Below are 25361 nucleotides of genomic sequence, written 5' to 3'. Positions count from 1 at the left end.
AAACTAATCTGAATTACTTTCCAACCGCTTGATATAAAAACCGCTTTGCCACCTGCAATACATTCTGTCGTAACTGATACATCAGCGGGCTTTCGCTTTGCCAATAGTGCCAGTACAACTGGGTATCCAGCGCATAACCAGGGCTTAAATCCACCAGATCACCACTTTCCAGCTGCGACTGCATTTGTAGTTCTGGCAATAAACCAAAACCTAATCCCGCCAATGTGGCTTTTAAAAAACCTTCTGACGAAGGGCACAAATGAAAACGCTGAGGTACAGCTTGTGCTACATGCTGCAGGTACTGATGTTGCAACTGATCATCCTGATTAAATACCAGACAAGGCGCCTGACTGATCCTCTGTTTAAACTGCTGTTTTAATTGATAACGCTGAATAAAAGCCGGACTTGCTACAGCCCGGTATCGCAGTGCGCCCAATGCCATCACAGCACCACCATTGACCGGCTGAGGACTGGCACAAATGCACGCCATCACATCGCCTTGTTTCATGCGTTTTAAACCAACGGACTGATCTTCCACCACCAGATCAAAACGCACTGCCTGCTGCTCTGGCAAGACTAAAGCTTCAGGTAACCAGGTGGCTAAAGAGTCCGCATTGGTCGCCAGGCGCACCACCAAATCTTGTGGGTCGTCTGTTAATCCTAAAGCTGTTTCCATTTGCCGTACTTGCTGCAAGTGGTTTAACAAACGTTGTCCTGCGGCAGTTGGTTTAGGTGGGCTACTGCGTAATAACACCGGCTGACCCAACACAGATTCCAATTGTTTAATACGACGGCTGATGGCTGACTGAGTTAAATGCAATACCAAAGCAGCCCGTTCAAAACCACCTTGTTCAACCACGGCAGACAGTGCCTGCAATAAGCGGTAATCAATCATCAGTTTTTCTCATGTTGCATAAAATTTATTCGTTGGATTCATGATAAGCCGGTTCGTTAAACTTGTACCACTGTTTCTTTTAGGGCGAATCTTATGTTGTCGTTTTTTACCGGTTTTACCGTGGGTTTAAGTTTAATAGTGGCAATTGGCGCACAGAATATCTGGGTACTCAGCCAAAGTATGGCGGGCGCGAACAGGCTGGTGATAGCTCTGGTCTGTATTTTATGTGATGCGGCTTTAATTGTGACTGGAGTCTACAGTGTGCAGCTTATTCAACTGTGGCTACCGCCGCTGGTGCCAGTATTGACCTGGGCCGGAGTGGCGATGTTGCTGTGGTTGGCCTTTGGTGCTGCACAACGGGCATGGCGTGGGCAAGCTGCTTTGCACTCAAGCTCTGCAGTGCAGGTACAAAGCTGGCAAAAAACTGCGCTGACTGCTTTGGCTATTACTTTATTAAACCCTCATGTTTATCTCGATACTGTGATACTGATTGGCAGTGTTGGTTCTGTGCAGACGCAACCTTTCTGGTTTACTGTAGGGGCTTGTCTGGCCTCTTTTTGCTGGTTTAGTGCTTTAACTGGCTTAGCCCCGAAACTTAAGGTCTGGCTGAGCTCGCCGCTGCGCTGGCGGCTGTTTGATGGTTTGGTGGCCTTGGTCTTATCTGGTATTGCATTGAAGCTGGCGCTTTAAATTTCAGGCCCTGATCTACTGGGCAAAACTTTGGTCATGCATTACTATGTGGCGCTTTTACAGGGGCAGTTGCGGGCTCAATTGTGGTAGTCGCGGATACAAGGGGAAATGGCATGAAGAAGTTGTTGTTAGTGGCTGTGTTAGGTTTTGCGCTGGCAGGTTGTAGCTCTGTGCCGGATGACTGGAGCAATATGACCCAGACCGAAATACAAAGCTGGCAAGCCAGTGGTTTTACAGCAGAAGTCGCTCAGCAGTGGAAAGCCAGTGGTTTTAATTCAGAAGCCGCAGGCCTTTGGAAAATCGCGGGTTTTAACCTGGAGTCTGCGACAGAGTGGTCAGCACAGAAATTTAGCGCTGAAGAAGCTAAAAACTGGGTCGCTACAGGTTTTGAACTGGACGATGCTGTAGATTATCGCGCCAGAGGTTTATCACCTATTCACCGTGAACAGGCAGTAGAATAAAGTCAGAGTCTGACGCCATTTGTTAGTACAGAGCCCGGTTTTTACCGGGCTTTTTGTTGCGGCTGCTTTTTGAGTGACCTCACTGTGTTTTTATCTCGCAGTTCTTATTCAAACTGTCGTTTTGTACTTGAACAGAATTCGCTTCTGCGCTCTGATGAGGTTAACTTCAATGGAGATTATCGATGACAGATTTTCGCAGTGACACAGTCACCCAACCTACAGCAGCAATGAAAGCCGCTATGCTGGCAGCGCCTTTGGGAGACGATGTATTCCAGGACGACCCGACGGTCAATGAGTTACAGCGTTATGCCGCAGAACTTTTAGGTTTTGAAGCCGCGTTATTTGCGCCCAGCGGCACTCAAACCAACTTAATAGCACTGATGGCGCATTGTCAGCGGGGTGATGAAGCCATAGTAGGGCAGCAGTGGCATACCTATCGCTGGGAAGGCGGTGGTATGGCGGTGTTAGGTTCTATTCAGCCACAACCTATTGAACACCAGCCAGACGGTACTTTGGCGCTTGAGCATATTCGAGCCGCGGTAAAACCGGACGATCCACATTTTGCCCGCACTAAATTGATTGTGATGGAAAACACTACAGGTGGAAAAGTACTGCCCTTGTCTTATATGAACTCTGTGGCGGCTTTGGCGAAAGAGCTGGGGTTAAATTGTCATATTGATGGTGCCAGACTGATGAATGCGGCTGTGGCTCTAGCGACAGCTGATGGTTCAAATCCAATTCAAAAAGCCAGACAACTCTGCGCTGGTTTTGATTCAGTGTCTTTGTGTTTATCCAAAGGTTTAGGTGCTCCGGTGGGCTCTTTACTGCTGGGTAGCCATGCTTTTATTCTGCAGGCAAGACGGTTGCGTAAAATGTTGGGTGGCGGCATGCGTCAGGCTGGAGTGCTGGCTGCTGCTGGTTTATATGCACTGCAAAATAATATAGAGCGCCTGGCAGAGGATCATCAGCATGCACAGCAATTGGCAGAAGGCTTACAGCGTATAGCAGCCGAACATCCGCTGCTCAAAGGCAAGTTGGAGCTGGTATCCGTCAATACCAATATTTTATTTACCGATATAGCTGTAGAAGTGGCCGGGCCTTTACTGGCTTATCTCTCGGAGCAGGGCATTAAATTGACCAGCAGTAATTACAATAAAGCTGATCAGTACTACCAAAGAGTGCGTTGGGTGACCCATTTGGATATCAGTGCCTCAGATATCCAGCGCACGCTCGGCGCAGTGCAAAAATTTAGTGTTTGAGTGGGACTAACCGCCTGATTTCTGAGGCGGTACCCTCTGTTTTTCTTTGTTGAAGCTGTTAATGTAAAAACAGATAAAAACGATAGTAAAAGAAAAAACATCCGGGGCTACCATGAAACTCACTTTAGTCGCTTGTCTGACTGCTGCTCTTTTTGCCAGCAGTTATGCTGATGCTGCATATTACCGCTCACCTTCGATACAGCAGAACCAACTGGTCTTTACTGCCGAAGGTGATTTATGGCTAAGCTCCGTTAATGGCAGTGAAGCCAAACGTTTGACCACTCATGCTGCTGAGGAAACTCAGGCATTGTTTACGCCTGACGGCAAAGCTGTGGTTTATGTGGCGGCTTATGACGATACCCCGGATATTTATTATTTAGCTTTAGCGGGCGGTGCTCCTAAACGTTTAACAGCCTTAAATGCCAAAGTGAAACTGCAGGGCTGGAGTCTGGACGGCAAATTGCTGTACAGCACTGATGCAATGACAGGGCCTGTGAACAGCTGGGTGCTGAAGTTGCTGGATCTGGAAACTCAACACACTGAAACTTTACCGCTTTTGGATGCCGTGGAAGCTGTGCTGGATGAACAAAACGGCTATGTCTATTTTATCCGTTATGGTTTGCAGTTAACTGGTGACAATGCCCGTCAGTATCAGGGCGGCGCTAAAGGTCAGTTATGGCGCTGGAAACTGGGTTCAGAGCTTGAAGCAGAACGTTTATTAGCAGACCATCAGGGATCTTTGCGCAACCCTATGATCTGGCAAGGCCAACTGGTGTTGGTGAGTGATGCTGGCGGCAATGCGAATTTATGGTCCTACGATCCTGTATCGACTCAACTGAAAGAGCTAAGCACTGTGCAGGATTTTGCTGTGCGCTCTGCCCGAATCGATCAAGGTAAAGTGATTTACCAGTCAGGCGCTGATATCAAATTACTGGATTTAGCCTCAGGCCAAAGCAGCACTCAAGCCCCTGTTTTAGTCACAGACTCACCCCAACAGCGTCAGCGTTTATTAAGCGAACCTCTGAAGTACCTAACCTCCAGCTCCGTTGGATTCTCTAAAGAAAAACTGGCTTTGACGCTTCGCAGCAAAGTGCAGGTATTGTCCCGTGCTCCTCAACGTATTGTCGAACTGGCGGTACCTGAAACGGCCCGTGCCCGCAGCGCTGTGGTCAGTCAGGATGGTAAATGGGTGTATTTAATTTCTGACCAGTCCGGCGAGCCTGAAATTTGGCAATACGCTGCTGATGGTTCAGATCAAGGTAAACAGCTGACGAAAGACGGCCGCGGTTTTCGCTGGAATTTAACCTTATCACCAGATGGGCGTTATCTGGCGCATGATGATAAACAAGGCCAGTTATGGGTATTGGATGTCAAAAGCGGCAGTAATCAGCTGGTGTATAAAAGTGGTTCTGGTTTAAGCCCTTATAGCGACCTGAGCTGGAATAAAAACAGCAGCTTGCTGGCTTTTACCACAGAAAAAGATGGCGTAGGCCGTCAGCAAATTGGCCTGTATTCAGTGAAAGAGCAACAAGCCAAATTGCTCACTACAGATAAATACAATTCGTTTAGCCCGGCATTTCACCCTGATGGTGACTGGTTGTATTTTTTGTCTGAGCGCGAATTAAAACCAACCCCAGGTGGCCCATGGGGCGATCGCAATATGGGACCGGCTTTTGATAAAAGAGCGCAGATCTTTGCCTATGCGCTGGATAGCTCAGCTCAATTTCCTTTTGCTGCCGAAACTGAACTGACAGCTGGCCTGGAAGGGCAAAGCAAAGCGACTGCACTTAGTGATTTACCTGGTCAGTTATGGCAAGTGCCTGTGGCAGCTGGTAATTATCAAAAGCTGCAGGCCGGAGCCGATTACTTGTATTTGCAGGAATTTGAATACAGTGGCGACGCAGCTGCTGTACGGGCATTAAAAATTGAGCCAGAGAATAAAAAGTTATTGAGTTTTGCTGGCAAGGTTCGTCACTTGCAAAGCAGTGCTGATGGCAAGTCGCTGTATTTGCAGTATGAAACTGAACCTGGCAAGTATAGATTTTTCTTAGGTTCTGCCACAGCCAAAGCGCCGGAAGGGGAAGAGGCTGAGCCCTGGGCTATTGATAAAATAAGCCTGACAGTGACACCCAAAGCTGAATGGCAACAAATGTTCCATGACGCCTGGCTGATGCACCGTGAATTTTTATTTGACCCTGCCATGCGTGGTGTGGACTGGGGCAGCACCAAAAGACGCTATCAGCCGTTGCTCGACAGAGTGACAGACAGATTTGAGCTGGATGATTTGCTGGCGCAGTTGATTGGCGAGTTGTCTGTATTGCACTCGCAAGTACGGGGTGGCGATTATGCCAAAGCCAGTGAAAGCAGCAAGGCAGCCAGCCTGGGCGGAGAATTTATCAGCCGCAATGGCAAACTGGTGTTGCAGACTATTTATCAGACAGACCCGGATTTACCTTCTTTAGCCAGTCCACTGAATAGCGCAGGAGCAGAGCTTAAAGTGGGCGATATCTTGCTGGTGGTCAACGGCAAAGCTGTGGCTTCAGTACTGGATTTACACCAGGGTTTACAGCAACAACAAGGCCAGCAAGTGCTGTTACAGTTAGAACGGGATGGCAAAGCCTTTAAAAAAGTGGTTGTGCCTGTTAGTCCGCAGCAAGAGCAATCGTTAAGATATCAGCACTGGGTGCAGCAGAAAAAGCATCAGGTAGAGATGCAGGGCAAACAACAACTGGGCTACTTGCATTTGTATGCCATGACGCCAAATGACATCAGCAACTTTGCCCGTGAGTTCTATGCCAACGTAGATAAACCCGGTTTGATTATTGATGTTCGCCGTAACAGAGGCGGCAATATCGACAGCTGGGTGATTGAAAAACTGTTACGCCGGGTTTGGGCCTTCTGGCAACCCACTCAGGGCAAAGCTTATGGCAATATGCAGCAAAGCTTCCGTGGCCAGTTGGTGGTATTGACCGACCCACTGACTTATTCAGATGGCGAAACCTTTGCTGCTGGTGTGAAAAGCTTAGGTTTAGGCCCAGTTGTAGGACAGCAAACCGCTGGTGCCGGAGTCTGGTTATCTGGTCGTAATTTATTAGCTGATATGGGCGTGGCTCGTGTGGCTGAAACCGCACAGTTTGATAAAGAAGGGCGCTGGATCATCGAAGGCCGTGGAGTCAGTCCGGACGTGCTGGTCGATAATCTGCCATACGCCAGTTTTAGCGGTCAGGACGCACAGTTATCTTATGCCATCAGCCTGTTGCAAAAACAGCTGCAGGAAAAAGCAGTGCCACAACTGAAAGCCGAACCTTTAAAACCTGGGATAGCCAAAGACGCACAAAGGCTGAACTGGTAATATACCCGTCGTACTTGAAGATGCAGCTTTGTTGGCAGCGTGCTCTCGCCCCAGTCACATAGGTAAACTATGCTCCTGGTGTCTCACGCTCTTGTCGCCTCCCTGCAATTCCAAGTTACTTGGGTATAAACTCAAAATGGGGGAGAGAGCAGGTTACGAAAAAACGTAATATGCTTTACTCCTACATTCCAATGTAAGCGCTTTACAATTCTGATTTAAACTGGTATCCAATTGAAATCATTCATTATTGGATAAAAGCAATGAAACTTAAACTGCTGTGTTTTTCTATCGCCTTTTGTAGTTATTCAGCGCTGGCAGCCGACTGGCAGCCTCTGCTGGATAAAAATCTGAGTCAGTGGGATACCTACTTAAGTTATAAACATAAAGAGTCTTATGATGGTTCAGTGCCAAAAGACGAACAGGGTAAGCCGATAGCGCCAATTGGCCTAAATACAGGCAATGACAAATACAAAGTTTTTACGATGCAGCAAGAAAACAACGAAGCTGTACTTCGGGTCAGCGGTGAAATCTATGGTGCTGTCACCAGTAAAAATTCCTACAAAAACTACCACTTAAAATTGCAATTTCGCTGGGGCGATAAAAAGTGGCCACCTCGGCTGAATAAACTCAAAGACAGCGGCATTTTGTATCACGCTATTGGCGAACATGGTCAGGAGTATTTCCGCTCCTGGATGATGTCGCAGGAATTCCAGATCATGGAAGGTCATAACGGCGACTACTGGCAACAAGCAGGTTCGGCTATTGATATCCGAGCTTTTATGCCTGAGTCAATTATGAATGCTGTAGCTGATGAAACTCAGCCATTTCTCAAGGTAGGCAAAGGGGAAGAGCTGCAGGGATTTGTGCTGCGTAAAGACAATCATGAAAAACCAGCAGGACAGTGGAATACAGTAGAGCTCATTAGCTTTGAAGGCCAGAGCCTGCATATAGTCAACGGTCATGTGGTGATGGTGCTTAAGAACTCCCGCTATGTGACGCCCGAGGGGCAAACCAAGCCTTTGATAGAAGGTAAAATTCAGCTGCAAAGTGAAGCGGCTGAAGTCTTTTATAAAGATGTGAAAATCAAAGCTTTGCAGCAGATGCCTGCTGAATACACCAGGTTGTTTTTATAGTGGTATAAAGAAAGGCAGCCAAATGGCTGCCTTTGATCTGAATTAAACTTGTGTGACGAGTGTGCTAGTCGAACAAGAAATCAGAATTTATAACCGGCGTTAAAGACCGCAACAGTTTTACTTTCGCCATCACGACGGCCACCATCGTAATCGGCAGTGCCTAAACCACCGCCTAAAGTCCAGCCACGGCCACTAAAACCGCTAAAGTGATAATCGTAAGTCGCCAAAATTAAGCCATCACCATCAAATACATCGGATGCAGACGCATACTGAGCACCAAATACATGCTGGCTTCTTGCCGATGGTGCTACATGAAAACCTATAGCAGCACCACCTACACCAGCCCCGACATAAACGGCCATATTATCTTCACGGTACATAAACTTACCGCCTAAATCGCCGTACTGAGAACCAAAACCTGCGGCTGGGACAAATTCACCTGCTTGAGCAAAGCTTGTTGCCACTGTGCTTGCCAATACGAATATGGCCAGAGTTAATTTAATTTTCATTGTTGTGATCCCTCTTTTAAAACCTACACCGGATGTTATCCGGCGACGTAAAGGCGGCAGTTTAACTTTATTAACTGAATGGCAGCTTACTGCTGCTTAAAAGCATTTTGGGTGGAGATCAGACTAATGCTGGTTGGTTGAAAAATAAGCACTCAGTTCAGCTAGCGCTCATATTTAGCGGGTTAAGCTTCAAATTCGCCTGCTGTTGGGAAGTCCGAATCTTACCCGGCAGTGTCAACCAAAAGAAGACAGGAGTGCATCTTATGAGTGCAATCAAACAACAGCAAAGTGCGCAACCCTTTGGATACAGCGCCAGTAACAGAAACGACGATTTAACCCAGCAAGAACGCAGGGCGCTGAGCTTAATCTGGCGTGACGATGACTGTGAACCAGTCAAAGCAAAACGCTTTGATCCTACAACCGATCATTGTGCTGAACTGGGTTACAACTGATTTTAAAAGCACGATGCTTATCTGTTAGTGCTCAGGCGGAACAAGGGATAACTATGAACCCGCGACTGTCCCTTGTTTTGCCTGGTCTTGCCATTCCTGCTCGAGCTGAATAAAGTCGGGTCGTTTAAGCTTGTTGCTGTATTGATAGCTGATAAATACCGCCAGACATAAGCTAAAACTTATGGCAAAAAGTGCGGGGCCTCCCCATAAGTCTAAGATCACGCCCCCTAATACGGGTGACAACGAATAGCCTATGGCATACAAGCTGGCGGCGCCAAAGTAGCTGCCACGTAAAGAGGCTGGAGCCAATTGATCCAAATGCACATTCATATTGGCAAATAAAATAGCTTCGCCAAGACTTAATACAAATACGGCCGCTATCCAGCCCCAAAACCATTCTGGTGGATTCAGCGCAAAACCAAGTTGTGATACCGCCAGTAACAACAACCCAACATAAATACGGGATACCACAGGCCAGCTTGCCATCAGACGCAGCAATGGGAACTGGAATAACACTATCACGGTCGAGTTCAGAATAATCATCGCTGATATCAGTGCCACCAATTCTGGAACTTCTGCTCTTGTCAGGTATTGAATAAGGCTGGAGTCGCAGTGGGCATAGATAAAAGTCACCAAAATATTGGCCACAATCACTAGTAAAAACAGTTGGTCTTTTTTTAATAAAAACAGAGTTTGGCCAAACCGCATCGGGTTATAGCTTTGCAATGACTGTGCAGGTTTTTGGCGGAAAAATAATACGGCTACACCTAAAGCAAAATAAGACAAAGCGGTAATAAAAAAGGTCAGTGGATTACCTGTCAGACCGGCGGATAGGCCTAATAAAGGGCCAATAGCCGCTCCGGCATTGACCATAAAGTACAAGCCTTGCAACGCCAGTTCACGATCTTTGGGGTCTGGTAAAGAGTCACCCAGCCAGGCTTTGCTGGGCGCATCCCACAAGGCCCGTGGCAAAGTAGATAAGAAAATACAGCAAATAAAACCTTCTTTGCTTTGGACTAAAGCGAAGCAGCTAAAGGCAAAGGTGCCCAGTACGGCTGCTGCCAGCAATAACGGATAACGGCCAAAGCGGTCAGATAAATAACCTGCATAAAAGCCAAGCACTACCGCAAGCAAAGCTGCACTGGTTAACCAGAGGCCTATTTCGGTCGCACTGAGCTTAAACTTTTGGTAGAGCAATACAGAGATAAAAGGCCAGACCATAAAATAGCTGCCACGGACAAAAAAGTTGCCCAGCAACAATACCCAAGCCGGGCCGGGTAAATTTTTTATACGGGACCAACTGACCAGCTCGGACATCACCACCACTCCCAAAACCAGTAACTATCCTATATGAAAAACTCAAACTAAGCGTCTGAGTTTTATAAAAAATTAGTGGGTTTTGGGAAACGCATAGTTGCTTAAAAAGTTGCTTAAAAAGCTGTTTTAATTGCTCTGATAAAGGCCTAGCTGTTGCATCAGTTGCCAGACTTTTTGCGGTTGTTCTGTCGACTGCAAGTAGTCTCCTACTTTTTGTCGTTGGGCCTCTGGTTTATTTTGTGACAGCTTCATTTTACCAAGCCAACTACTGATTTCTATCCGAACCCCACAGATCCCATTGACCAGCTTTTGCTGATAGTCGGCAGACTGCTGCATATCAGGCGCAGAAAAGCTCTCCTGCCTGCGCGCTAAGGCCAGAGTTTGCTCGTTGTTCAGCGTAAATGCCGTGCCTTTGAGCTCAACCAGACTGTAGTTCCAGGTTGAAACGGCCTGCTTTTCGCCGTAACAGTCGCCTGCGACAAAAGCGTGAGGTCCCATAATGACAATTTGTACCTGCTGTTCATTGAGCTGCTTTAACTGCGGATTGTTGCGGGCTATATGGCAGTGTGCATTCAATTGGCCTTCTTGCCAGTCAAACAAAAATGGCAAAGGGGTGTAAAACAAATCCGGGCTGTTGCTTAACAGTAAACCGAAATAATTCTGCTGCAAAAAAGCACGGATCTGCTCTGGATCTTCGCTTTGAAAATATTTAGGTAAATACATAGTTGTTTAGCGTTCTCTTTTGACCACAAAGGCATTGTGGCATAACTGATAACCCACTTTAGGGTAGTAGCCCATTGCACTTTCAGCGCTGTGTAATAACTGCTGCACTTCAGGGCCAGTGATCTGCTGCACCTGATGCAGTAACTCTTTACCAATGCCTTGTTGTTGCAGGTTTTTATCCACCAGCAAATCGCAAATATACACCACCCAGGCTTTGTCTGTCATGCAGCGCGCCAGGCCCACCAGCTTGCCATTTTGCCGTGCTGTGACCAGCAAATTGGCGCTGGCGAGTATCGTCGCCATCCGGCTTTTGTCTTCTATGGGTCTGTTTATGCCTGAGGCTTTATACAAAGCCAGCATTTCTTCTAAATCAAATCCGGATTCCACTTGATAACTCAGCATATACACTCCTCAGTGCTTGTGTCTGCTGCTGTTTTATCGTTAAACTGGTTCTATATAAAGTGCCAGTTTTGTCAAAGTGAGAGATCCAGTTTGCGTATTGAACTTGGAAGTTTTTTTCTGTCCGGTCAGGGCACTTTGCAACAGCAGCTGTATCAGGCGCTGCGTGAAAAGCTATTAACTGCACAATGGCCAACTGACGCGTTATTGCCGTCCAGCAGGCAGTTGGCGGCAGATTTGGGACTGAGCCGCAATACAGTGAATCAGGTATTGCAGCAGTTGGTGGCTGAAGGTTATCTGCTAGGGCAGCAGGGACGGGGTTATCAGATTATAGCCACAGCCCCTGATCAGTTTTTTCAGGCCAGTACAGAGACTACAGTTGCTGCTCAAACAGAAATGGTGCTGTTTGACTATGACATTAGCCTAAAATCCGGACCAGCTTCGGGACTGCTGCAAACTGGCGTGCCAGATTTATCCGCCTTTCCTTTTGTGTTGTGGCAAAAGCTGACTCAGCGCCATAGTGGTAGAGCCGCTTTGGCTGGTATGGCCGATGCTATGGGGTATATGCCACTGCGTTTAGCGCTGAAAGACTATTTACGCCAGTCGCGTCAGGTGGTCTGTGATGAAGACTGTATTCTGATCACTCCCGGAGCTCAGGCTGCGTTATTTATCGCGGCAAAGCTGGCCAGTAAAGCCGGTGACAAAGTGGCTATGGAATCGCCGGGTTATCCACGTTTGCGCCAGGCCTTACAGCTTGCAGAAGCAGAGATCCATTATATTGATGCCAGTTCAGATCATGGCCTTGCGATTTCAGCGCTCAATCAACTGAAAGGTTGTAAAGCTTTGTTTGTAACCCCTGCCCATCAATACCCTATGGGGGGCATTATGCCGCTGACGGAGCGGCTGCATTTATTGGAATGGGCACGGCAGCAACACTGTATTTTGGTAGAAGATGATTACGACAGCGAGTTTCAGTTTAAACACAGGCCGATTGCCAGTTTGCAGGGGTTAGCACAAGGGCAGGGTGTGATTTACGTTGGGTCCTTTAGCAAAACCTTGTTTCCGGCTCTGCGTTTGGGCTATCTGGTGCTGCCAAAACAGTGGATGCTAAAAGCCGCCGCTTTATTGCAGGCTGTTTACGGCGATGTGGCTTTATTGCCTCAGGCGGTCACAGCAGATTTTATGTTGGAGGGCCATTTTGGCCGGCATTTACGCAAGATGAGGCAGCTGTATCAGCACAAACAGCAGTATTGCCTGCAGCTTATTGCAGAGTTTTTACCAGAAGCGAAGTTACATGCCCGTTATGCTGGTTTGCATATCAGCATTGAGTTTCCTTATGAATTAGCTGATCAACAACTGACGGCAGAATTGTTAAAGCAAGGCTACAGAGTGCAGCCGTTAAGCCGTTATGTGTTTTCAGGAGAAAAGCGTACTGGTTTGGTGATAGGTTTAGCCAATACCACAGAGCAGCAACTGCTATTGGGTGTACAGTTAATTGCGCAGCTATTGCAGTTATTTAAAAAGGGTAATGAAGCATAAAATATTGCCTAACTTGCAAATAGGAATTATTATCATCTGAGTTGTTTTCACTGACCTCTGTTCAAACCTGATGATAGAACCTAAATCGCAAAAAACACCACACCGACTGATTAAAACCACCCGGCAATGGCTTGGGCTCATCGTTGTTCTGACAGGGGCCATTGTATTGTTACTGGAGAGTATTGCTGTGATCCCAAGCTAAGTTAAATATGAATCTGATAAAACATTAGATCAAATGCTGACTTGCGGGTAAATGATAAAAATGATAAATTTGAATGTAGTTAATTACTGACGGACTGATGATTTCAAGGATGGTTCTCCGGGGATTATCCGATGCGTTCATTACTGCTTTGTTTTAGTTTATTTAGTCTTGCCTGCTTATTCAGCGTAAGCGCCAGCACCGCAATTCATGTGGCCACGCCACAATCCAGGCTGGAAGCCAGCACTTCGTATTACTTTGATTTACTTGATCTGGTGCTACAAAAGACAGCAGCTGACTATGGTCCTGCGCATTTGGTATTTGAACCTGTGCCTGCGTCAGGGTCTTTGTGGAAACTGATGCTGAAGAAAAATCGCATTGATGTGCACTGGTTAACCCCGACCACAGAAATAGAACAGCATCTGCGGCTTGTCCCTGCCACTATTTTGTATGGGGGTCTTGGTTTACGCGGTATGATCATTAAAAACAGTCAGTTGCAGCAGTTTCAACAGGTAAAAACTGTCAACGACTTACGCCAATTTACCGCTTGTCAGGGAGAGAAATGGCCTGATGTTCAGGTGTTGCAATATGCAGGGCTTAAAGTTCATACAGTGCAAAAGTTTGATTCGATACTGGATATGCTGCACAAGGGCCGTTGTGATTATTTCCCTCGCAGTGTGATAGAAGGTGATGCTGAGCTCGCCAATCTGCAGCCGGACTATCAGGGACTAAGTTTTTTTACCTCAGTGCTGCTGTATTACTCTTTACCTGTACATTTTTATGTTAATCCGGACGACGAAACTCTTGCCAGACGCCTGGAACAAGGGCTAAAAACTATGCATGACTCAGGAGAGTTGCTTGCATTTATGCAGCAACATCCGGTGACCCGTCACGTCTTTGAACCCCATCGTTACAGCCAGTCTGTTGTACTTAAACTTCATAATCCTGTTTTGCCCGCTTTACATCAACAGGGAAAACCTGATTTCTGGCTGGAGCTGTTGCAGATGAAACAAAAACCTTCAAGATGAAACACAGAATTGAAAACAGCTGACTATACTTAGTTTTCGGTCAGGTAATACTTTGATTAAGAACAATAAATCCTTGTTTTGGCGGAATAGTGCAGTGGAAAGCAAAGGAATAATGAGCAAAAGGGAGATACATAATGTTGCTGAGTCTAAAAATCCAATTCAGGTTGTTGGTGTTAGTGTTGCCGCTATTTATATTGCTACTCTGGTTTGTCAGCCAGCAGGCTATCGATCGTTACCAACAAACCCGTCAAAGTAATGCCGTCACGGAACAAATGACTGTACTGGTCAAAGCTGTCGATCTGGTGCATGAGCTGCAAAAGGAGCGGGGGTTAAGCGCTGGTTTCCTGAATAGTCAGACTTTAGATTTACCGGCGGAACTTAGTCAGCAGCGTAGTTTAGTGGATCAGCAACTTCAGTTGTTTTTACAGCAGTTAAAACAAGGCCAGCAAAGTTTCCAAAGTGCTGAGCAATTGGCTCTGCTGCAGAATATTGAAACCAAGCTGGGTGGGTTATCACAAAGCCGTGCCGAGGTCAGCAGTAAGAGCCTGACCGCAGCAGTAATGATCCGGTATTACAGTGAGTTAAATCAACAACTGCTATCTATAGCGCAGTCTGTATTGAAGTTTAATACGGATATGCAGCTAAATGGTCCACTGAACTCGCTTTACAGTTGGAGTGAAGCGAAAGAACGGGCAGGACTGGAACGGGCCCAACTCAATGCTGCTTTGACCAAAGGCAGTTTTACTGCGGAAACTTATATTTCGTATCTGAGCAATATTGCACAGCAGCAGCTGTTCTTTTCACAATTTCAGCAGTTTGCCACAGACGAACAAAAGCAGTGGCTGAAAGACCAGCAACCAAAATTCAGTGAAATGCTGGCTATCCGCCAACAGGCCATGCAGCAACAGCTTATTGCAATGCCTAAGCAATGGTTTGAATTGTCCAGCAACCGCATTAATCAGTTAAAACTGATGGAACAGCAACTGACAGAACAAATTTTACAGTTAGCCAAACAGAGTTATCAGCACAGTTATCAGAGCTTTTTATGGTTAGTGGTGCTAAATCTGCTGGTGCTGATTGCAGTGATCTTTTTAGCCTGGCAAGTGATCAGGGGTTTGGTGATGCAAGTGAATACGCTAGTGCAGGTTATGCAGCAATCAGCACAACAAAAAGACTTAAGGGTGACGGCGCCACAATGGGGCAGTGATGAATTCAGTCAGATTGCGTTGGCATTAAATCAGATGCTGCAGCAGTTTCGCGGTACTGTGGATCAACTGCTACATGCCAGTGTTCAACTTTCTGCCGTGGCTGAGCAAACAGCAGCTACTGTGGATCACAATTCGGATGCTTTACACAAACAAAACGAAGAAACCTTAACAGTGGCCAGTGCTGTTGAAGAACTGAGTGTATCGGTGAAAGATGTGGCCTCTCATGTTCATCAGAGCTCAGCTGCGGCAGAAGATACTCATCAACTAACAGCCAATGTGAATGAACGGGTAGGCCAAAGCCATCAGGCCGTGGTTCAGGTGGTCAGTACGCTCAATCATGTTGCCGTTCAGGTGAATCAACTGAATCAAAGTAGCCAGAAAATTAATGAAGTGGTGTCTGTGATCCGTGCTATTGCTGAGCAAACCAACTTACTGGCGTTAAACGCAGCCATTGAAGCTGCCAGGGCTGGCGATCAAGGCCGGGGTTTTGCTGTAGTAGCCGATGAAGTTCGCTCTTTAGCACAGCGCACTCAACAATCTACCGCTGAAATTCAGGGCATGGTCAGCCAGTTTCAACTGGATATGTCAGCTGTCACAAGCTCTATGCAACAAAGCGAACAACTTGCCAGCTCGAGCCTGGAACAAAGCGAATTAGTCAGTCAGGCGGTGTCTGGTATATTCCAGTCTATTGAACAAATCCGCGCCATGGCGATTCAAATCAGCGCTTCTGTTGAGGAACAAGCCACAGTTGCAGAGCAAATTGCACTGAGTGTGCAACACATCAGCGATCAGACAGAGCAGGCGGCTGAAGGGGGCCGGCAACTGTCTGCTACTGTGTCTGAGCAAGCTAAACTGGCCAGTTCATTACAGCAAATGGCCGCTGCTTTTCAGGTGTAAGTCATGCTTCTACGGTCTCTGCAGCTAAAACTGCAGAGCGAAGGGCTTTGTCATCTGCTCTCTTGTTGTTCTCCTGTACACTGATTACAATCGCCGCCATTTCCGCTATTTGTTTGGAGTTCTGATGAATAAAAGTCTTTTGACCAATCTGTTGTCTTTGATTGTGATGGCCTGTGGCTGGTTTTTCGCAATCCCCTGGTTGTGGGCTATGGGCTTGTTTGCTTTTTCCGGCGCCGTGACCAACTGGCTGGCTATTCATATGCTGTTTGAAAAAGTGCCTTTGCTCTATGGCTCAGGTGTTATTCCAGCGCGGTTTAGTGAATTTAAACAAGGTATTTATGATCTGATCATGGGGCAGTTCTTCAGTAAAGAAAACCTGCAACGTTTGCTTGCTGAGCAACATGAGCAAGACGCTGTAGGTTTAAAACTGGCTCCGGTGATTGAAGCGATCGACTTATCACCTGCCTTTGATGCCTTGCTTGAGACAGTACAAAAATCGTCTTTGGGTGGCATGCTGGCGATGTTTGGTGGAGCTCAAATGTTAGTGCCGCTGAAAGAGCCTTTTATTGAAAACCTGAGCCGTTCTTTAGTAGAGCTTGCCGATAGCCCAGAAATACAACAGCAAATTAAAAATCAGCTACATCAGGGGGATACTATTGATCTGCTGCAACCTAAAATTGCTGCAGTAGTCGAAGGTCGTTTAGCCGAGCTGACCCCAGAGATGGTGAAAGACATAGTGCAACAGATGATCCGTCAGCATTTAGGTTGGCTGGTGGTGTGGGGTGGTGTGTTTGGTGCTCTGATAGGCTTAGCAAGCAGTATTTTGCCAGCTATTTAAAGCGAAGATCTGCAGGACAGATCGTCTGTCCTGCTGTTTCTATGTAGTATCAAAGTGCTTACGGCAGGTAAATTTCACCCTGCAGGTACAACTTCGCCTGACCCGACACCAGTACTCTGTCCTCTGTTAATTCACAGCGTAATACGCCACCACGGCTGGATGCCTGATACGCCATCAACTGGTTTTTCCCCAAGTGCTCTGCCCAGTACGGTACTAAACCTGCGTGAATTGAACCTGTCACCGGGTCTTCATCTCCGCCATTGGCTGGCCAGAAATAACGGGAAACAAAGTCATAGCTTGTGCCAGGTGCTGTTGCCACTACATCATAAGGTGCCAGCTTTTTTAGCTGCTCGCTCTCTGTCGTTAACTGTTTTACCTGTTGCTCATTATCGTAAATCGCAAAATAAGCCTGAGCGCTTCTAAGCAGCAAAGTTGGCTCTATGGATAGTCCTGCAAGTAATGCTTCTGGTGCTGTGATAGGACTGGCCGGGCGTTTTGGAAAATCCATTTGGATCCAATCATTCGCTTGTTTACTGACGACTAAGTCACCGACTTCTAAAGTCGTAAAGCGAAGTTCTGACCTATCGCTTTGGTCAAATAATACAAAAGCTGCGGCTAAGGTGGCGTGACCACAAAAATCAATTTCAGTGACAGGAGAAAACCAGCGGATCTGATAATGATCCTTCCCAAGCTCCAACACAAAAGCGGTTTCTGACAGGTTGTTTTCTGTCGCTATCTGTTGCATCAACTCGCCACTGATGGCGTGTGGCAAAGGGACCACAGCGGCATAGTTGCCTTTAAAAAGCTGATCGGTAAAAGCATCGACCTGATAGATCGGCAGTCTCATCGGTGTTTTTCCTCTGTCTGACCTTAAGTTGCAGCATCATAGCTCAGAAATGCACAGCACAAGGGCTGAACTTGCTTATAATAGGCCTGAATTTTTAAGAGGATTTCTGATGAAAGTTGTAATGTCTGTGCTGCTAAGTAGTTTGTTGGTCTGCACTTCGGTGTCGGCAAATGATGTGGATATGGAAAAAACCATGAAGCAGATGGCGCTGAGTTTTAAGCAAGCGAATGAAGCTCAGTCCGTTGAGCAAATGACAGCTGCCTTAGCTAGTTTTGAGGGACAGTTGCAACAAGCGCAGCAAGGTAAATTTCAGCCTGAAAAAGCTGAGCTGTATCAGCAAGGATTAAAAGAACTGGCCGTTGAGGTCGATAAAACTCAATTGTTGCTAGAGAAAAATGACTTAGCTGGTGCACAACAACAACTGGTGAACATGGATGAACTGAGAAAAAAATACCATAAACACCGCAAGCCAAGCTTCTGGCAACTGATTTTTGGTTAAATCCACAGGCTCGATTTTAAAGATAAACTCAAGTATATTGCACACAATTCAATTGAGTCCGGCAAAGCTATGAGTGCAGACAACGAAGATTATTTAGTACTGGAAAAGCAGCTGTGTTTTTCATTGTACAGCGCTAGCCACAAGCTGGTACGCAGTTATCGGCTGCTGCTGGAACCTTTGGATTTAACCTATCCTCAGTATCTGGCGATGCTGGTGTTGTGGCAACAGCCTGAAGTCAACGTTAAAGAGTTGGGGGAAAAGCTGTATCTGGATTCCGGCACTTTAACTCCTTTATTAAAACGGCTGGAAAGCAAAGGCTTAGTCAGTCGCACCCGCAGTGCGCAGGATGAGCGTGTGGTGCAAATTCGACTGACTGAACAAGGCAAGGCATTAAAAACTCAGGCCAGCCATATTCCGATGGCGATTTTTCAGCAGTCAGGTTTGCCTTTAGAGCAGTTACTGCAGTTAAAACACAGCTGTGATTTATTGTTTCAGCAGCTCGAAGCCTTGTAATCCTCTTACGCATCCCCATTTCAAAGAGCAGATTCTTGCAAAGGGCAAGATGGCTTGAATGAGGCAAAGAGCATGAGTTTATCTTTTTACAGCGCGTCAGTTCCGGTATTTAAACAGTTTCTTACTAGCTTAAAAGACTTGTTAGCCAAAGCTGAAAAATTCAGCCAACAGAAAGAACTGGCTGATGCTGTGCTACTGCAATCGCGTTTATACCCAGATATGTTTCCACTGGCGCGTCAGGTGCAAATTGCTGCTGATTTTGCCAAAAGTGTGTCGGCTCGTTTAGCTGGTGTGGATGTTCCGGGTTATGAAGACAACGAACAGACTTTTGCCGAGCTGCAGCAACGTCTGGATAAAACCCTGGCTTTTCTGGACACCTTAACTGCAGAGCAATTTGCCAATGCTGCAGACAAAGAAATTGTATTACGCCCTGGCACTCCAAAAGAAAAACGTTTTACTGGCTCGCAGTATTTAGCCCAGTATGGTTTGCCACAGTTTTATTTCCACGTCACCACCAGTTACGCCTTGCTGCGTCACAACGGTGTGGAAGTAGGTAAAAAAGACTATATGGGTCAAATGTAATTGTGAACTCAATATAGTTTTACATACCCTAAGTAATTGATGTTGCAGGGAGGCGACAAGTGACTGAGACCCCAGGAGCATAGTTCATCTATGTGACTGGGGCGAAGGCGTGAAGTCAACAAAGCTGCAGCTTCAAGTACGACGGGGATGCGGTTATTCGAAATACAAAATACCCTCAACAGCTTGTGTGTTGATATTGTGATAGTGCTTTAAAATCATCTGCCATTTTTCAGCAATAAACTGTTGTTGGCCACTACGTCTGAATTTTTCAGCCGCAGTCCTCCAGCTTTGCATTAGTTTTGGATCAGTACCGGATTTGGACATCAGCAAATATACATCGGAAGTTTTTAAGTTAAAAACAGATTTCACATCTGATGTCTGCAACCCTTCTTCCCATAATAAATGCTGAATACCCTGACTTTCATAAGCTATCAAATCCAACCGGCCAGAGCGTAACCTGTGGATGTTTTGCTGATGATTTACAGAAGGATGTAAGTTACTAAAACCTTGTTCAAGCAGCCATTCTTCGCGTATATCTCCCCGTACCACACCTATAGCCTTCACCTTGCGTAGTTCTTCCAGTGACCGAATTTGCACAGGATTTGAGCTTAGCGCATAAACAGACCAGGCTTTGACACTCAACTGACCAAGCCAATAAAACTCGTCTTCTCTTTTTGGTGTTCTGGAAAAACTGAACAAAATCACATTCGGCTCTGTGCGGGCAATATGAATAGCGCGGGCTTCAGGCAGCACTTCAATTACAGTTTTGTCATCCAGACTACGTTGAATGGCCTGTACCACTTCGACAGAAAAACCTGTCAGTTGGCCATGACTATCCAGATAGGCGGCCGGAGGCTCGACCACAGTGATGATCCGCAAGCTTTGGCTTTGAAGCGCAAAACTGACACAGAAGAAAAAAAGACTAACAATCCATCGCATGTTTTGCGTTCTCTGATAAAGAAACACTGCCTTAGGTATAGCCAGATTTAATAGCGCTGACAACACAAAGTACTGTTACCGTTTAAGAAAGCCTTACAAGACGCTTAAGTTTCTCTGCCGGTAATAAAATAATTAAATTACCCAAAGCGACGATACAAACACCAATAAGTGCTGACCAGCTCCAGTGATAATTTTCAAACACTGTGGATATCCCTAAAGCGACAATAGGGAATAACACCATGGTGTAAGCAGCTTTGGCTGGACCAATACGACCAACCAACGTCAGGTAAGCGCCAAAGGCCAGCACTGAGCCAAATAATGACAAGTACAACAAAGACAGATTAAAACTAACACTGCTATCAAACACTGGCATGATGCCTTGTACTAAGGCCAGCATCGCCATCATCCCTGCACCATAGGTCATACCAAACACATTGCTCTGAATTACAGGCAACTGCTGTTGCTGGTTTTTGGACGACAGCATATTGCCAAGGGAGGCGATATAAGTGCCGGCAATACTCAGCACTAAACCCCAAAATGCCGAGCCGTTGCTCTCCAATCCTGCCAGTTCTGGCCAGAATACAAAAGCTATACCCAGGATGCCCAATAAAGCACCCAGCAGGGTTTTGATTTCAATGGGACGGCCAAAAAACAAAGCTCCGTTGAGGATGTTCATCAATACTATGCTGGAAAACACCACAGCAATCAGGCCACTGGTTAAATCAGAGGTGGCCAGATAAATCAGCAGGTAATTTAAGCAAAATAAAAACAGGCCTTGCAGTGCCATCCAGCCATGCTGGCGACGACTAAATGTCAGTGGCAGTTTGCGCCACAGACACCAGAGCCAAAGTAACAAAGCCGCCAGACCAAAACGATAGGCGATAGACCACATTTCCGGCACATCGCCGAGTTGGAATTTAATAGCATAAAAAGTCGAGCCCCAAATCAATACAGTGGCAAGATACAAGGTAATGGAATGGGTCAGCATAATGCCTCAGGATATATGGGGATTTAATTGGCTTGCGAAGCAAAAGTTGTCAGTTTTTTCTGGAAATCGCGTTGTACTATAGCCAGGGCTGCCAACACTGCTTCCGCGGGCAAATCCTGTTGCTCCAGCAACAGGATCAGTTCCACAGCCAACTGCACCTCAAGGGGGGCATCAGATAAAACCGGAGCTTTAGTTTTTGTCACGTTGAGTGTCTAAGAAACCTTTGGCTTTCGTAACAGCTTCACGTACTTTCATCACCATTTCAAAACGTTCGGTCTGAGGCAGGTAAAATGCCATATCTACTTCATAACGAATATATTTAGGTGGCAACTGATTGAGCACTATGCAGCACAAATCGGCCAGATATTCGGTGTCGTATTCATCATCCAGACGTAACTCAACTAAATGGTCCAGCAGAAGTTTTTCGTAATAGTTATGGATATCGTCATCTAACTTCATCTGTTACTCCTTGTGTGCCTGAGCTTTATGCCCCGACCGCTCTTAATAGGTTACTTAAACTGAGCCTAAGCATAATCAGTTCAGTTATAAAACGCTACCAGCAGATGTTAACTTCAGGTCGTGCTGATAGAATGGCGCGGTCAAAACAACAGGCTGTGGCCTAAGATTAAAAAATGCAAAAGAATACAACCCCTTGTTACTACGGTGACTACCTGCAACTGGACAAAATTTTAACTGCCCAGGCGCCTGAAAGTGCAAAGTATGCCAACGAAGCCCATGATGAAACCTTATTTATTGTGGTGCATCAGGTGTACGAATTGTGGTTTAAACAAGTACTGCATGAACTCAAAGCTGTGCTTGCTGTGTTTGCCGCAGATGAAGTCAAAGATCAGCAACTGACGGGTGTGGTGCATAAACTGAAGCGGGTTATTACCATTCAGCAGCTGATGAACCAACAAATTGGCGTGATGGAAACCATGACTCCTCAGGATTTTATGTCGTTTCGCGACTATTTAGTGCCGGCTTCTGGTTTTCAGAGCGTGCAATTTAAAATGCTGGAAATTGGCCTGGGTCTAAAAAGCGAATACCGCATTGACTTTGATAAGAATTCTTTTTACAGCCGCTTAAATGAAAAAGACCGGATCTTTTTAGAAGGGCTGGAAACTCAGCCAAGTTTATTTGAACAAGTGGAAAAGTGGCTGGAGCGTATGCCATTTTTACAATTTGGCGATTTCAGCTTCTGGCAGATGTATCAAAGTGCGACAGAAAAAATGCTGAACGAAGATGAAAGCACAGTGCTGTCCATAGAGCAGATTGCTGAACATGAACGCGAAATGCAGCTGAAAGAAATCATCAATACCAGAGCCAAGTTTGCCGCTTTGCTGGATAAAGACAAATACGCTGAACTGCAACAACAGGGTAGTTTCCGCTTAAGCCAGCGCGCTATGTTAGCCGCTTTGTTTATTACCTTGTATCAGGAAGAACCTGTGTTTAACCTGCCATTTCAGGTATTAACCTGCCTGACTGAAATCGATGAAAATATGACGATTTGGCGCTACAAACACGCCATGATGGTACAGCGTATGCTCGGAACCAAGATTGGCACCGGCGGTTCTTCAGGCCATGATTATTTAAAACGCACTACTGAGAAAAACCGTATTTTTACCGACTTATTCCATATGGCTACTTTCTTACTGCCAAAATCGGATTTACCTGACCTGCCTTTGGCGGTGCGTAAACAGCTGGGGTTTTATTTCGCTGGTTCCCAGCAGATTTAAATTGTAGGGGCGGGTCTTGTACCCGCCCGTCTTTAATCGAAATACAATGCATTTATTTCAAGCCCCAAGGGCATGAAACCAGCGGTTTGTATTTGGTAAGGACAAACCGCTGATTTGAAAGGCAGCGTAAAACAGCTGTAGATGGATTTGGGTTAAAGCGGATAGGTCACGCTGATAACCTCCGCCTATCACAGCTGCTACCGGAATGTTTCTCTTATGACATTCGTTGAGTACATACCAGTCCCGTTCTGCCACTCCCGCTGTGCTGATATGCAAAAGCCCTAAATCGTCCTGCTGATGAATGTCGATACCCGCATCGTAAATCACTAAATCCGGCTGATGAATGCGTAACAAATAATCCAGACTTTGTTTTACTGCGGCCAGATACTCGTCGTCGGTGCAGGCTGTGGGCAAACCTAAATCCCAACTAGACTGCTGTTTGCGGGATGGAAAATTCTTTTCGCCATGCAAAGAGGCGGTAATAATAGCGGGCTCATCAGAAAAAATAGCGGCAGTGCCATCGCCCTGATGTACATCACAATCAAAAATCAGCACCTTGTCTACGCCTTGAGTTAAGGCATAGCGTGCGGCTACAGCTAAATCATTAAATAAACAAAATCCACTACCTTCGCCGGCAAAAGCATGGTGATAACCGCCACTCAAATGCAAAGCTAAACCTTGCTGTAGTGCAAGCTGAACCGTTTGCACTGTGCCACCAACCGAAGTTAAAGAGCGGGTCACTAATTGTTCAGACCAGGGAAAACCTATACGGCGCATAGCCTTGCTATCAAGCTGACCGGAGATTAGCTGTTCAGTATAAAAAGCCTGATGTACTGACAATAACTGTTCAACGCTGGCGATTTGAGATGAAGTGAATTGATCAGCCGGCACACCCAGCTCTAACAAGGCCTGATACAAAGCCTGATATTTACCTATCGGATAACGGTGTTTAAAGGGCAGTTCGAGCTGACTGTAAATAGGGTGATAGATCAGCCCCGGCGGTTTTGTTCTGACCACTGAATTTCTACCTCTAATTCGCTTAAGGCTTTGCGACAACGACCTAAACGGGCATGAATAGCCAGTACTCTGTCGGCACTGGTATCCGCTGAACCACCGGACAACTGGCGCTGCTCCAGCTCCAGCATATCCAGCAAACGCCTTTCAAAGCCCTGGTATTCAGAGAGCTGTTGATACAACTCCTGAGTAGATCGGCGTAATTGCCCAACCATAGCCTGAGCTTGTTCTGAAGCATTAGGTGAAGTGGGGCGTTTTTTTCCTTTGCCGGGTAAATAACGTAAGTCTTTGGTTTGAAAAGCGCGGCTTAACGCCTGAATTTGGGCGCTGAGTTTAGCCGCTAATGCCTGAGCTGAACTGGTACGCTGTTCTGTGCTTGCTTTCAGGCGTTTAAGCATGGCTTCAGCTTCCAGCACATAGTCGGTTAAAAAAGGCGAATGGGATTGAAATAAGTCACTATCAAACCAGGCTTTTTGTTGCCAACTGCTTTGTTTACCGTCAATCACTTTGGCTTGTTGAGTCAGCTGTTTGAGTTGTTGCTCCAAAGCAGCCAATAAGTCTTTCATCCATTGCTCCAGGCTTGCCATAACAAGCGGATGGTAATAGCTAGCACCATAGTTAAAAATATCGGCCGGATAAACTTACTGCCAAAACGAATGGCTGAACGGGCACCAAAATAGGAGCCGAGCATTAAACAAGCGCCCATGGCTAAACCCAAAGCCCAATAAATATGTCCGAGCCAGGCAAAGGTGACTAATGCAAAGATATTACTGACGCAGTTCATCGAACGCGCTACGCCGCTGGTTAACAGCAGATTGATTTTATATAGTGCCATGGTCGACACCATCCAAAACGAACCTGTGCCGGGGCCTGCTAGTCCATCGTAAAAACCTAAAGTAAAACCCTGAGCTCTTTGCTGCCAGAAATGTTTAGGCGTTTGCTCTGGTAAGGTCAATTGATCGTCTGGCTGCATTTTTACCACCAGGCTATATAAGGCAGCGATGACGATAAAAAATGGAATAATACGTTCCAGCCATTCTTTGCTGATTAAATCCACCACTAAAGTGCCACAAATGGCACCAATAGCAGTGAATATCAGCGCTGTGCGCCAAAACGCAGGGTCGAAAAGTTGGCGTCTGTAATAAGTAACTGAAGCGGTAATGGAACCAAAAGTGGCGGCCAGTTTATTGGTGCCTAACACCAGATGTGGCGGTAAACCTGCGGTCAGTAGTGCTGGGACTGTCAATAAACCTCCGCCCCCAGCCACTGCATCAATAAAACCTGCGACTAAAGCGACAGCACATAAAGCGGCGACTACCCAGAGGTCTAAACCTAATTCCATCT

General features: G+C 46.3%; 27 protein-coding genes. 14 read left to right on the top strand and 13 right to left on the bottom strand.

All coding sequences use genetic code 11. From position 1 onward, the window contains the following. Positions 1-13 precede the first annotated feature (13 nt). A complete protein-coding gene (locus OM978_RS14645; protein ID WP_264342972.1) occupies positions 14-895 on the bottom strand; it encodes a LysR family transcriptional regulator ArgP in 882 nt (293 codons plus the stop codon). A gap of 93 nt (positions 896-988) precedes the next feature. Between OM978_RS14645 and OM978_RS14640 the strand changes: the two genes are divergently transcribed. The 5 genes from OM978_RS14640 to OM978_RS14620 all read left to right on the top strand — a co-directional run bounded on the left by OM978_RS14640 (position 989) and on the right by OM978_RS14620 (position 7790). Next, positions 989-1585 carry a LysE/ArgO family amino acid transporter gene (locus OM978_RS14640; protein WP_264342970.1) on the top strand — a complete coding sequence of 199 codons (597 nt, stop codon included), beginning with the start codon at positions 989-991 and terminating at the stop codon, positions 1583-1585. A 113-nt stretch (positions 1586-1698) separates the two neighbouring features. Then, positions 1699-2046, top strand: coding sequence for a membrane lipoprotein lipid attachment site-containing protein (locus OM978_RS14635; RefSeq protein ID WP_264342968.1), 348 nt, complete (start codon positions 1699-1701; stop codon positions 2044-2046). A gap of 182 nt (positions 2047-2228) precedes the next feature. After that, positions 2229-3305 carry a low-specificity L-threonine aldolase gene (gene ltaE, locus OM978_RS14630; RefSeq protein WP_264342966.1) on the top strand — a complete coding sequence of 359 codons (1077 nt, stop codon included), beginning with the start codon at positions 2229-2231 and terminating at the stop codon, positions 3303-3305. A 112-nt stretch (positions 3306-3417) separates the two neighbouring features. Beyond that, on the top strand, positions 3418-6657 hold the full coding sequence (locus OM978_RS14625; RefSeq protein ID WP_264342965.1) for a S41 family peptidase: 3240 nt from the start codon (positions 3418-3420) through the stop codon (positions 6655-6657). Positions 6658-6917: 260 nt separating this feature from the next. Then, on the top strand, positions 6918-7790 hold the full coding sequence (locus tag OM978_RS14620) for a DUF1080 domain-containing protein (RefSeq protein ID WP_264342964.1): 873 nt from the start codon (positions 6918-6920) through the stop codon (positions 7788-7790). An 80-nt stretch (positions 7791-7870) separates the two neighbouring features. On the opposite strand, the gene OM978_RS14615 is transcribed toward OM978_RS14620, so the two are convergent. After that, on the bottom strand, positions 7871-8299 hold the full coding sequence (locus tag OM978_RS14615) for a hypothetical protein (protein WP_264342963.1): 429 nt from the start codon (positions 8297-8299) through the stop codon (positions 7871-7873). A 263-nt stretch (positions 8300-8562) separates the two neighbouring features. On the opposite strand from OM978_RS14615, the gene OM978_RS14610 reads away from it, so the two are divergent. After that, the gene (locus OM978_RS14610; RefSeq protein WP_264342961.1) at positions 8563-8751 is read left to right on the top strand and encodes a hypothetical protein; all 189 of its coding nucleotides are present in this window, start codon (positions 8563-8565) and stop codon (positions 8749-8751) included. Positions 8752-8802: 51 nt separating this feature from the next. Here OM978_RS14610 and OM978_RS14605 read toward each other — a convergent pair whose 3' ends face one another. The 3 genes from OM978_RS14605 to OM978_RS14595 all read right to left on the bottom strand — a co-directional run bounded on the left by OM978_RS14605 (position 8803) and on the right by OM978_RS14595 (position 11193). Continuing rightward, positions 8803-10068, bottom strand: a complete 1266-nt coding sequence (locus OM978_RS14605; RefSeq protein WP_264342960.1) for an MDR family MFS transporter — start codon at positions 10066-10068, stop codon at positions 8803-8805. 126 nt (positions 10069-10194) lie between these two features. Next, entirely contained in the window at positions 10195-10791 is a 597-nt protein-coding gene (locus OM978_RS14600) for an FMN-binding negative transcriptional regulator (protein ID WP_264342958.1), read from the bottom strand. A 6-nt stretch (positions 10792-10797) separates the two neighbouring features. Continuing rightward, positions 10798-11193: a GNAT family N-acetyltransferase gene (locus OM978_RS14595; RefSeq protein ID WP_264342957.1), complete on the bottom strand. Its 396-nt coding sequence runs from the start codon at positions 11191-11193 to the stop codon at positions 10798-10800. Positions 11194-11283: 90 nt separating this feature from the next. On the opposite strand from OM978_RS14595, the gene OM978_RS14590 reads away from it, so the two are divergent. The 4 genes from OM978_RS14590 to OM978_RS14575 all read left to right on the top strand — a co-directional run bounded on the left by OM978_RS14590 (position 11284) and on the right by OM978_RS14575 (position 16899). Beyond that, on the top strand, positions 11284-12729 hold the full coding sequence (locus OM978_RS14590) for a PLP-dependent aminotransferase family protein (protein ID WP_264342956.1): 1446 nt from the start codon (positions 11284-11286) through the stop codon (positions 12727-12729). Positions 12730-13062: 333 nt separating this feature from the next. Then, a complete protein-coding gene (locus tag OM978_RS14585; protein ID WP_264342955.1) occupies positions 13063-13956 on the top strand; it encodes a substrate-binding periplasmic protein in 894 nt (297 codons plus the stop codon). 134 nt (positions 13957-14090) lie between these two features. Beyond that, a complete protein-coding gene (locus OM978_RS14580; RefSeq protein ID WP_264342954.1) occupies positions 14091-16061 on the top strand; it encodes a methyl-accepting chemotaxis protein in 1971 nt (656 codons plus the stop codon). Between the two features lie 124 nt (positions 16062-16185). Next, positions 16186-16899 carry a DUF445 domain-containing protein gene (locus OM978_RS14575; protein ID WP_264342953.1) on the top strand — a complete coding sequence of 238 codons (714 nt, stop codon included), beginning with the start codon at positions 16186-16188 and terminating at the stop codon, positions 16897-16899. Between the two features lie 58 nt (positions 16900-16957). Here OM978_RS14575 and OM978_RS14570 read toward each other — a convergent pair whose 3' ends face one another. Further along, complete coding sequence (locus OM978_RS14570; protein ID WP_264342952.1) at positions 16958-17746, bottom strand: PhzF family phenazine biosynthesis protein; 789 nt, start codon at positions 17744-17746, stop codon at positions 16958-16960. A gap of 109 nt (positions 17747-17855) precedes the next feature. Between OM978_RS14570 and OM978_RS14565 the strand changes: the two genes are divergently transcribed. The 3 genes from OM978_RS14565 (at position 17856) to OM978_RS14555 (ending at position 19340) form a co-directional block, all read left to right on the top strand. After that, positions 17856-18245: a cytochrome b562 gene (locus tag OM978_RS14565; protein WP_264342951.1), complete on the top strand. Its 390-nt coding sequence runs from the start codon at positions 17856-17858 to the stop codon at positions 18243-18245. Between the two features lie 69 nt (positions 18246-18314). Then, positions 18315-18758: a MarR family winged helix-turn-helix transcriptional regulator gene (locus OM978_RS14560; protein ID WP_264342949.1), complete on the top strand. Its 444-nt coding sequence runs from the start codon at positions 18315-18317 to the stop codon at positions 18756-18758. Positions 18759-18830: 72 nt separating this feature from the next. After that, on the top strand, positions 18831-19340 hold the full coding sequence (locus tag OM978_RS14555; RefSeq protein ID WP_264342947.1) for a DUF1993 family protein: 510 nt from the start codon (positions 18831-18833) through the stop codon (positions 19338-19340). 153 nt (positions 19341-19493) lie between these two features. Here the strand turns inward: OM978_RS14555 and OM978_RS14550 are convergent, their stop codons facing one another. The 4 genes from OM978_RS14550 to OM978_RS14535 all read right to left on the bottom strand — a co-directional run bounded on the left by OM978_RS14550 (position 19494) and on the right by OM978_RS14535 (position 21726). Beyond that, a complete protein-coding gene (locus tag OM978_RS14550) occupies positions 19494-20279 on the bottom strand; it encodes a substrate-binding periplasmic protein (protein ID WP_264342946.1) in 786 nt (261 codons plus the stop codon). A gap of 82 nt (positions 20280-20361) precedes the next feature. Continuing rightward, entirely contained in the window at positions 20362-21267 is a 906-nt protein-coding gene (locus OM978_RS14545; protein WP_264342945.1) for a DMT family transporter, read from the bottom strand. 23 nt (positions 21268-21290) lie between these two features. Next, positions 21291-21470 carry a DUF2496 domain-containing protein gene (locus OM978_RS14540; RefSeq protein ID WP_264342944.1) on the bottom strand — a complete coding sequence of 60 codons (180 nt, stop codon included), beginning with the start codon at positions 21468-21470 and terminating at the stop codon, positions 21291-21293. Then, a complete protein-coding gene (locus tag OM978_RS14535; RefSeq protein WP_264342943.1) occupies positions 21457-21726 on the bottom strand; it encodes a late competence development ComFB family protein in 270 nt (89 codons plus the stop codon). Before OM978_RS14535 ends, OM978_RS14540 begins: the two co-directional genes overlap by 14 nt. 173 nt (positions 21727-21899) lie before the next feature. Between OM978_RS14535 and OM978_RS14530 the strand changes: the two genes are divergently transcribed. After that, positions 21900-23003, top strand: a complete 1104-nt coding sequence (locus OM978_RS14530) for a tryptophan 2,3-dioxygenase (protein WP_264342941.1) — start codon at positions 21900-21902, stop codon at positions 23001-23003. 57 nt (positions 23004-23060) lie between these two features. On the opposite strand, the gene OM978_RS14525 is transcribed toward OM978_RS14530, so the two are convergent. From OM978_RS14525 to OM978_RS14515, 3 genes are read right to left on the bottom strand one after another with little or no spacing between them, the layout of a single operon-like run. Continuing rightward, positions 23061-24020, bottom strand: coding sequence for a histone deacetylase (locus tag OM978_RS14525; RefSeq protein WP_264342939.1), 960 nt, complete (start codon positions 24018-24020; stop codon positions 23061-23063). Further along, positions 23993-24583, bottom strand: coding sequence for a primosomal replication protein (gene priC / locus OM978_RS14520; protein WP_264342938.1), 591 nt, complete (start codon positions 24581-24583; stop codon positions 23993-23995). Before priC ends, OM978_RS14525 begins: the two co-directional genes overlap by 28 nt. After that, positions 24580-25359 carry a sulfite exporter TauE/SafE family protein gene (locus tag OM978_RS14515; RefSeq protein ID WP_264342937.1) on the bottom strand — a complete coding sequence of 260 codons (780 nt, stop codon included), beginning with the start codon at positions 25357-25359 and terminating at the stop codon, positions 24580-24582. Before OM978_RS14515 ends, priC begins: the two co-directional genes overlap by 4 nt. Between the last annotated feature and the right edge of the window lie 2 nt (positions 25360-25361).

It is taken from the genome of Rheinheimera sp. MM224 (genome assembly GCF_947090785.1).
Classification (GTDB): domain Bacteria; phylum Pseudomonadota; class Gammaproteobacteria; order Enterobacterales; family Alteromonadaceae; genus Pararheinheimera.
The sequence above is the reverse complement of the archived record's forward strand: the minus strand, read 5'-3'. Positions and strand labels throughout refer to the sequence as shown.

Coding starts and splice junctions, on each gene's coding strand:
- OM978_RS14645 (WP_264342972.1), bottom strand. CDS start 895: ATGATTGATTACCGCTTATTGCAGGCACTGTCTGCCGTGGTTGAACAA.
- OM978_RS14640 (WP_264342970.1), top strand. CDS start 989: ATGTTGTCGTTTTTTACCGGTTTTACCGTGGGTTTAAGTTTAATAGTG.
- OM978_RS14635 (WP_264342968.1), top strand. CDS start 1,699: ATGAAGAAGTTGTTGTTAGTGGCTGTGTTAGGTTTTGCGCTGGCAGGT.
- ltaE (WP_264342966.1), top strand. CDS start 2,229: ATGACAGATTTTCGCAGTGACACAGTCACCCAACCTACAGCAGCAATG.
- OM978_RS14625 (WP_264342965.1), top strand. CDS start 3,418: ATGAAACTCACTTTAGTCGCTTGTCTGACTGCTGCTCTTTTTGCCAGC.
- OM978_RS14620 (WP_264342964.1), top strand. CDS start 6,918: ATGAAACTTAAACTGCTGTGTTTTTCTATCGCCTTTTGTAGTTATTCA.
- OM978_RS14615 (WP_264342963.1), bottom strand. CDS start 8,299: ATGAAAATTAAATTAACTCTGGCCATATTCGTATTGGCAAGCACAGTG.
- OM978_RS14610 (WP_264342961.1), top strand. CDS start 8,563: ATGAGTGCAATCAAACAACAGCAAAGTGCGCAACCCTTTGGATACAGC.
- OM978_RS14605 (WP_264342960.1), bottom strand. CDS start 10,068: ATGTCCGAGCTGGTCAGTTGGTCCCGTATAAAAAATTTACCCGGCCCG.
- OM978_RS14600 (WP_264342958.1), bottom strand. CDS start 10,791: ATGTATTTACCTAAATATTTTCAAAGCGAAGATCCAGAGCAGATCCGT.
- OM978_RS14595 (WP_264342957.1), bottom strand. CDS start 11,193: ATGCTGAGTTATCAAGTGGAATCCGGATTTGATTTAGAAGAAATGCTG.
- OM978_RS14585 (WP_264342955.1), top strand. CDS start 13,063: ATGCGTTCATTACTGCTTTGTTTTAGTTTATTTAGTCTTGCCTGCTTA.
- OM978_RS14580 (WP_264342954.1), top strand. CDS start 14,091: ATGTTGCTGAGTCTAAAAATCCAATTCAGGTTGTTGGTGTTAGTGTTG.
- OM978_RS14575 (WP_264342953.1), top strand. CDS start 16,186: ATGAATAAAAGTCTTTTGACCAATCTGTTGTCTTTGATTGTGATGGCC.
- OM978_RS14570 (WP_264342952.1), bottom strand. CDS start 17,746: ATGAGACTGCCGATCTATCAGGTCGATGCTTTTACCGATCAGCTTTTT.
- OM978_RS14565 (WP_264342951.1), top strand. CDS start 17,856: ATGAAAGTTGTAATGTCTGTGCTGCTAAGTAGTTTGTTGGTCTGCACT.
- OM978_RS14560 (WP_264342949.1), top strand. CDS start 18,315: ATGAGTGCAGACAACGAAGATTATTTAGTACTGGAAAAGCAGCTGTGT.
- OM978_RS14555 (WP_264342947.1), top strand. CDS start 18,831: ATGAGTTTATCTTTTTACAGCGCGTCAGTTCCGGTATTTAAACAGTTT.
- OM978_RS14550 (WP_264342946.1), bottom strand. CDS start 20,279: ATGCGATGGATTGTTAGTCTTTTTTTCTTCTGTGTCAGTTTTGCGCTT.
- OM978_RS14545 (WP_264342945.1), bottom strand. CDS start 21,267: ATGCTGACCCATTCCATTACCTTGTATCTTGCCACTGTATTGATTTGG.
- OM978_RS14535 (WP_264342943.1), bottom strand. CDS start 21,726: ATGAAGTTAGATGACGATATCCATAACTATTACGAAAAACTTCTGCTG.
- OM978_RS14530 (WP_264342941.1), top strand. CDS start 21,900: ATGCAAAAGAATACAACCCCTTGTTACTACGGTGACTACCTGCAACTG.
- priC (WP_264342938.1), bottom strand. CDS start 24,583: ATGAAAGACTTATTGGCTGCTTTGGAGCAACAACTCAAACAGCTGACT.
- OM978_RS14515 (WP_264342937.1), bottom strand. CDS start 25,359: ATGGAATTAGGTTTAGACCTCTGGGTAGTCGCCGCTTTATGTGCTGTC.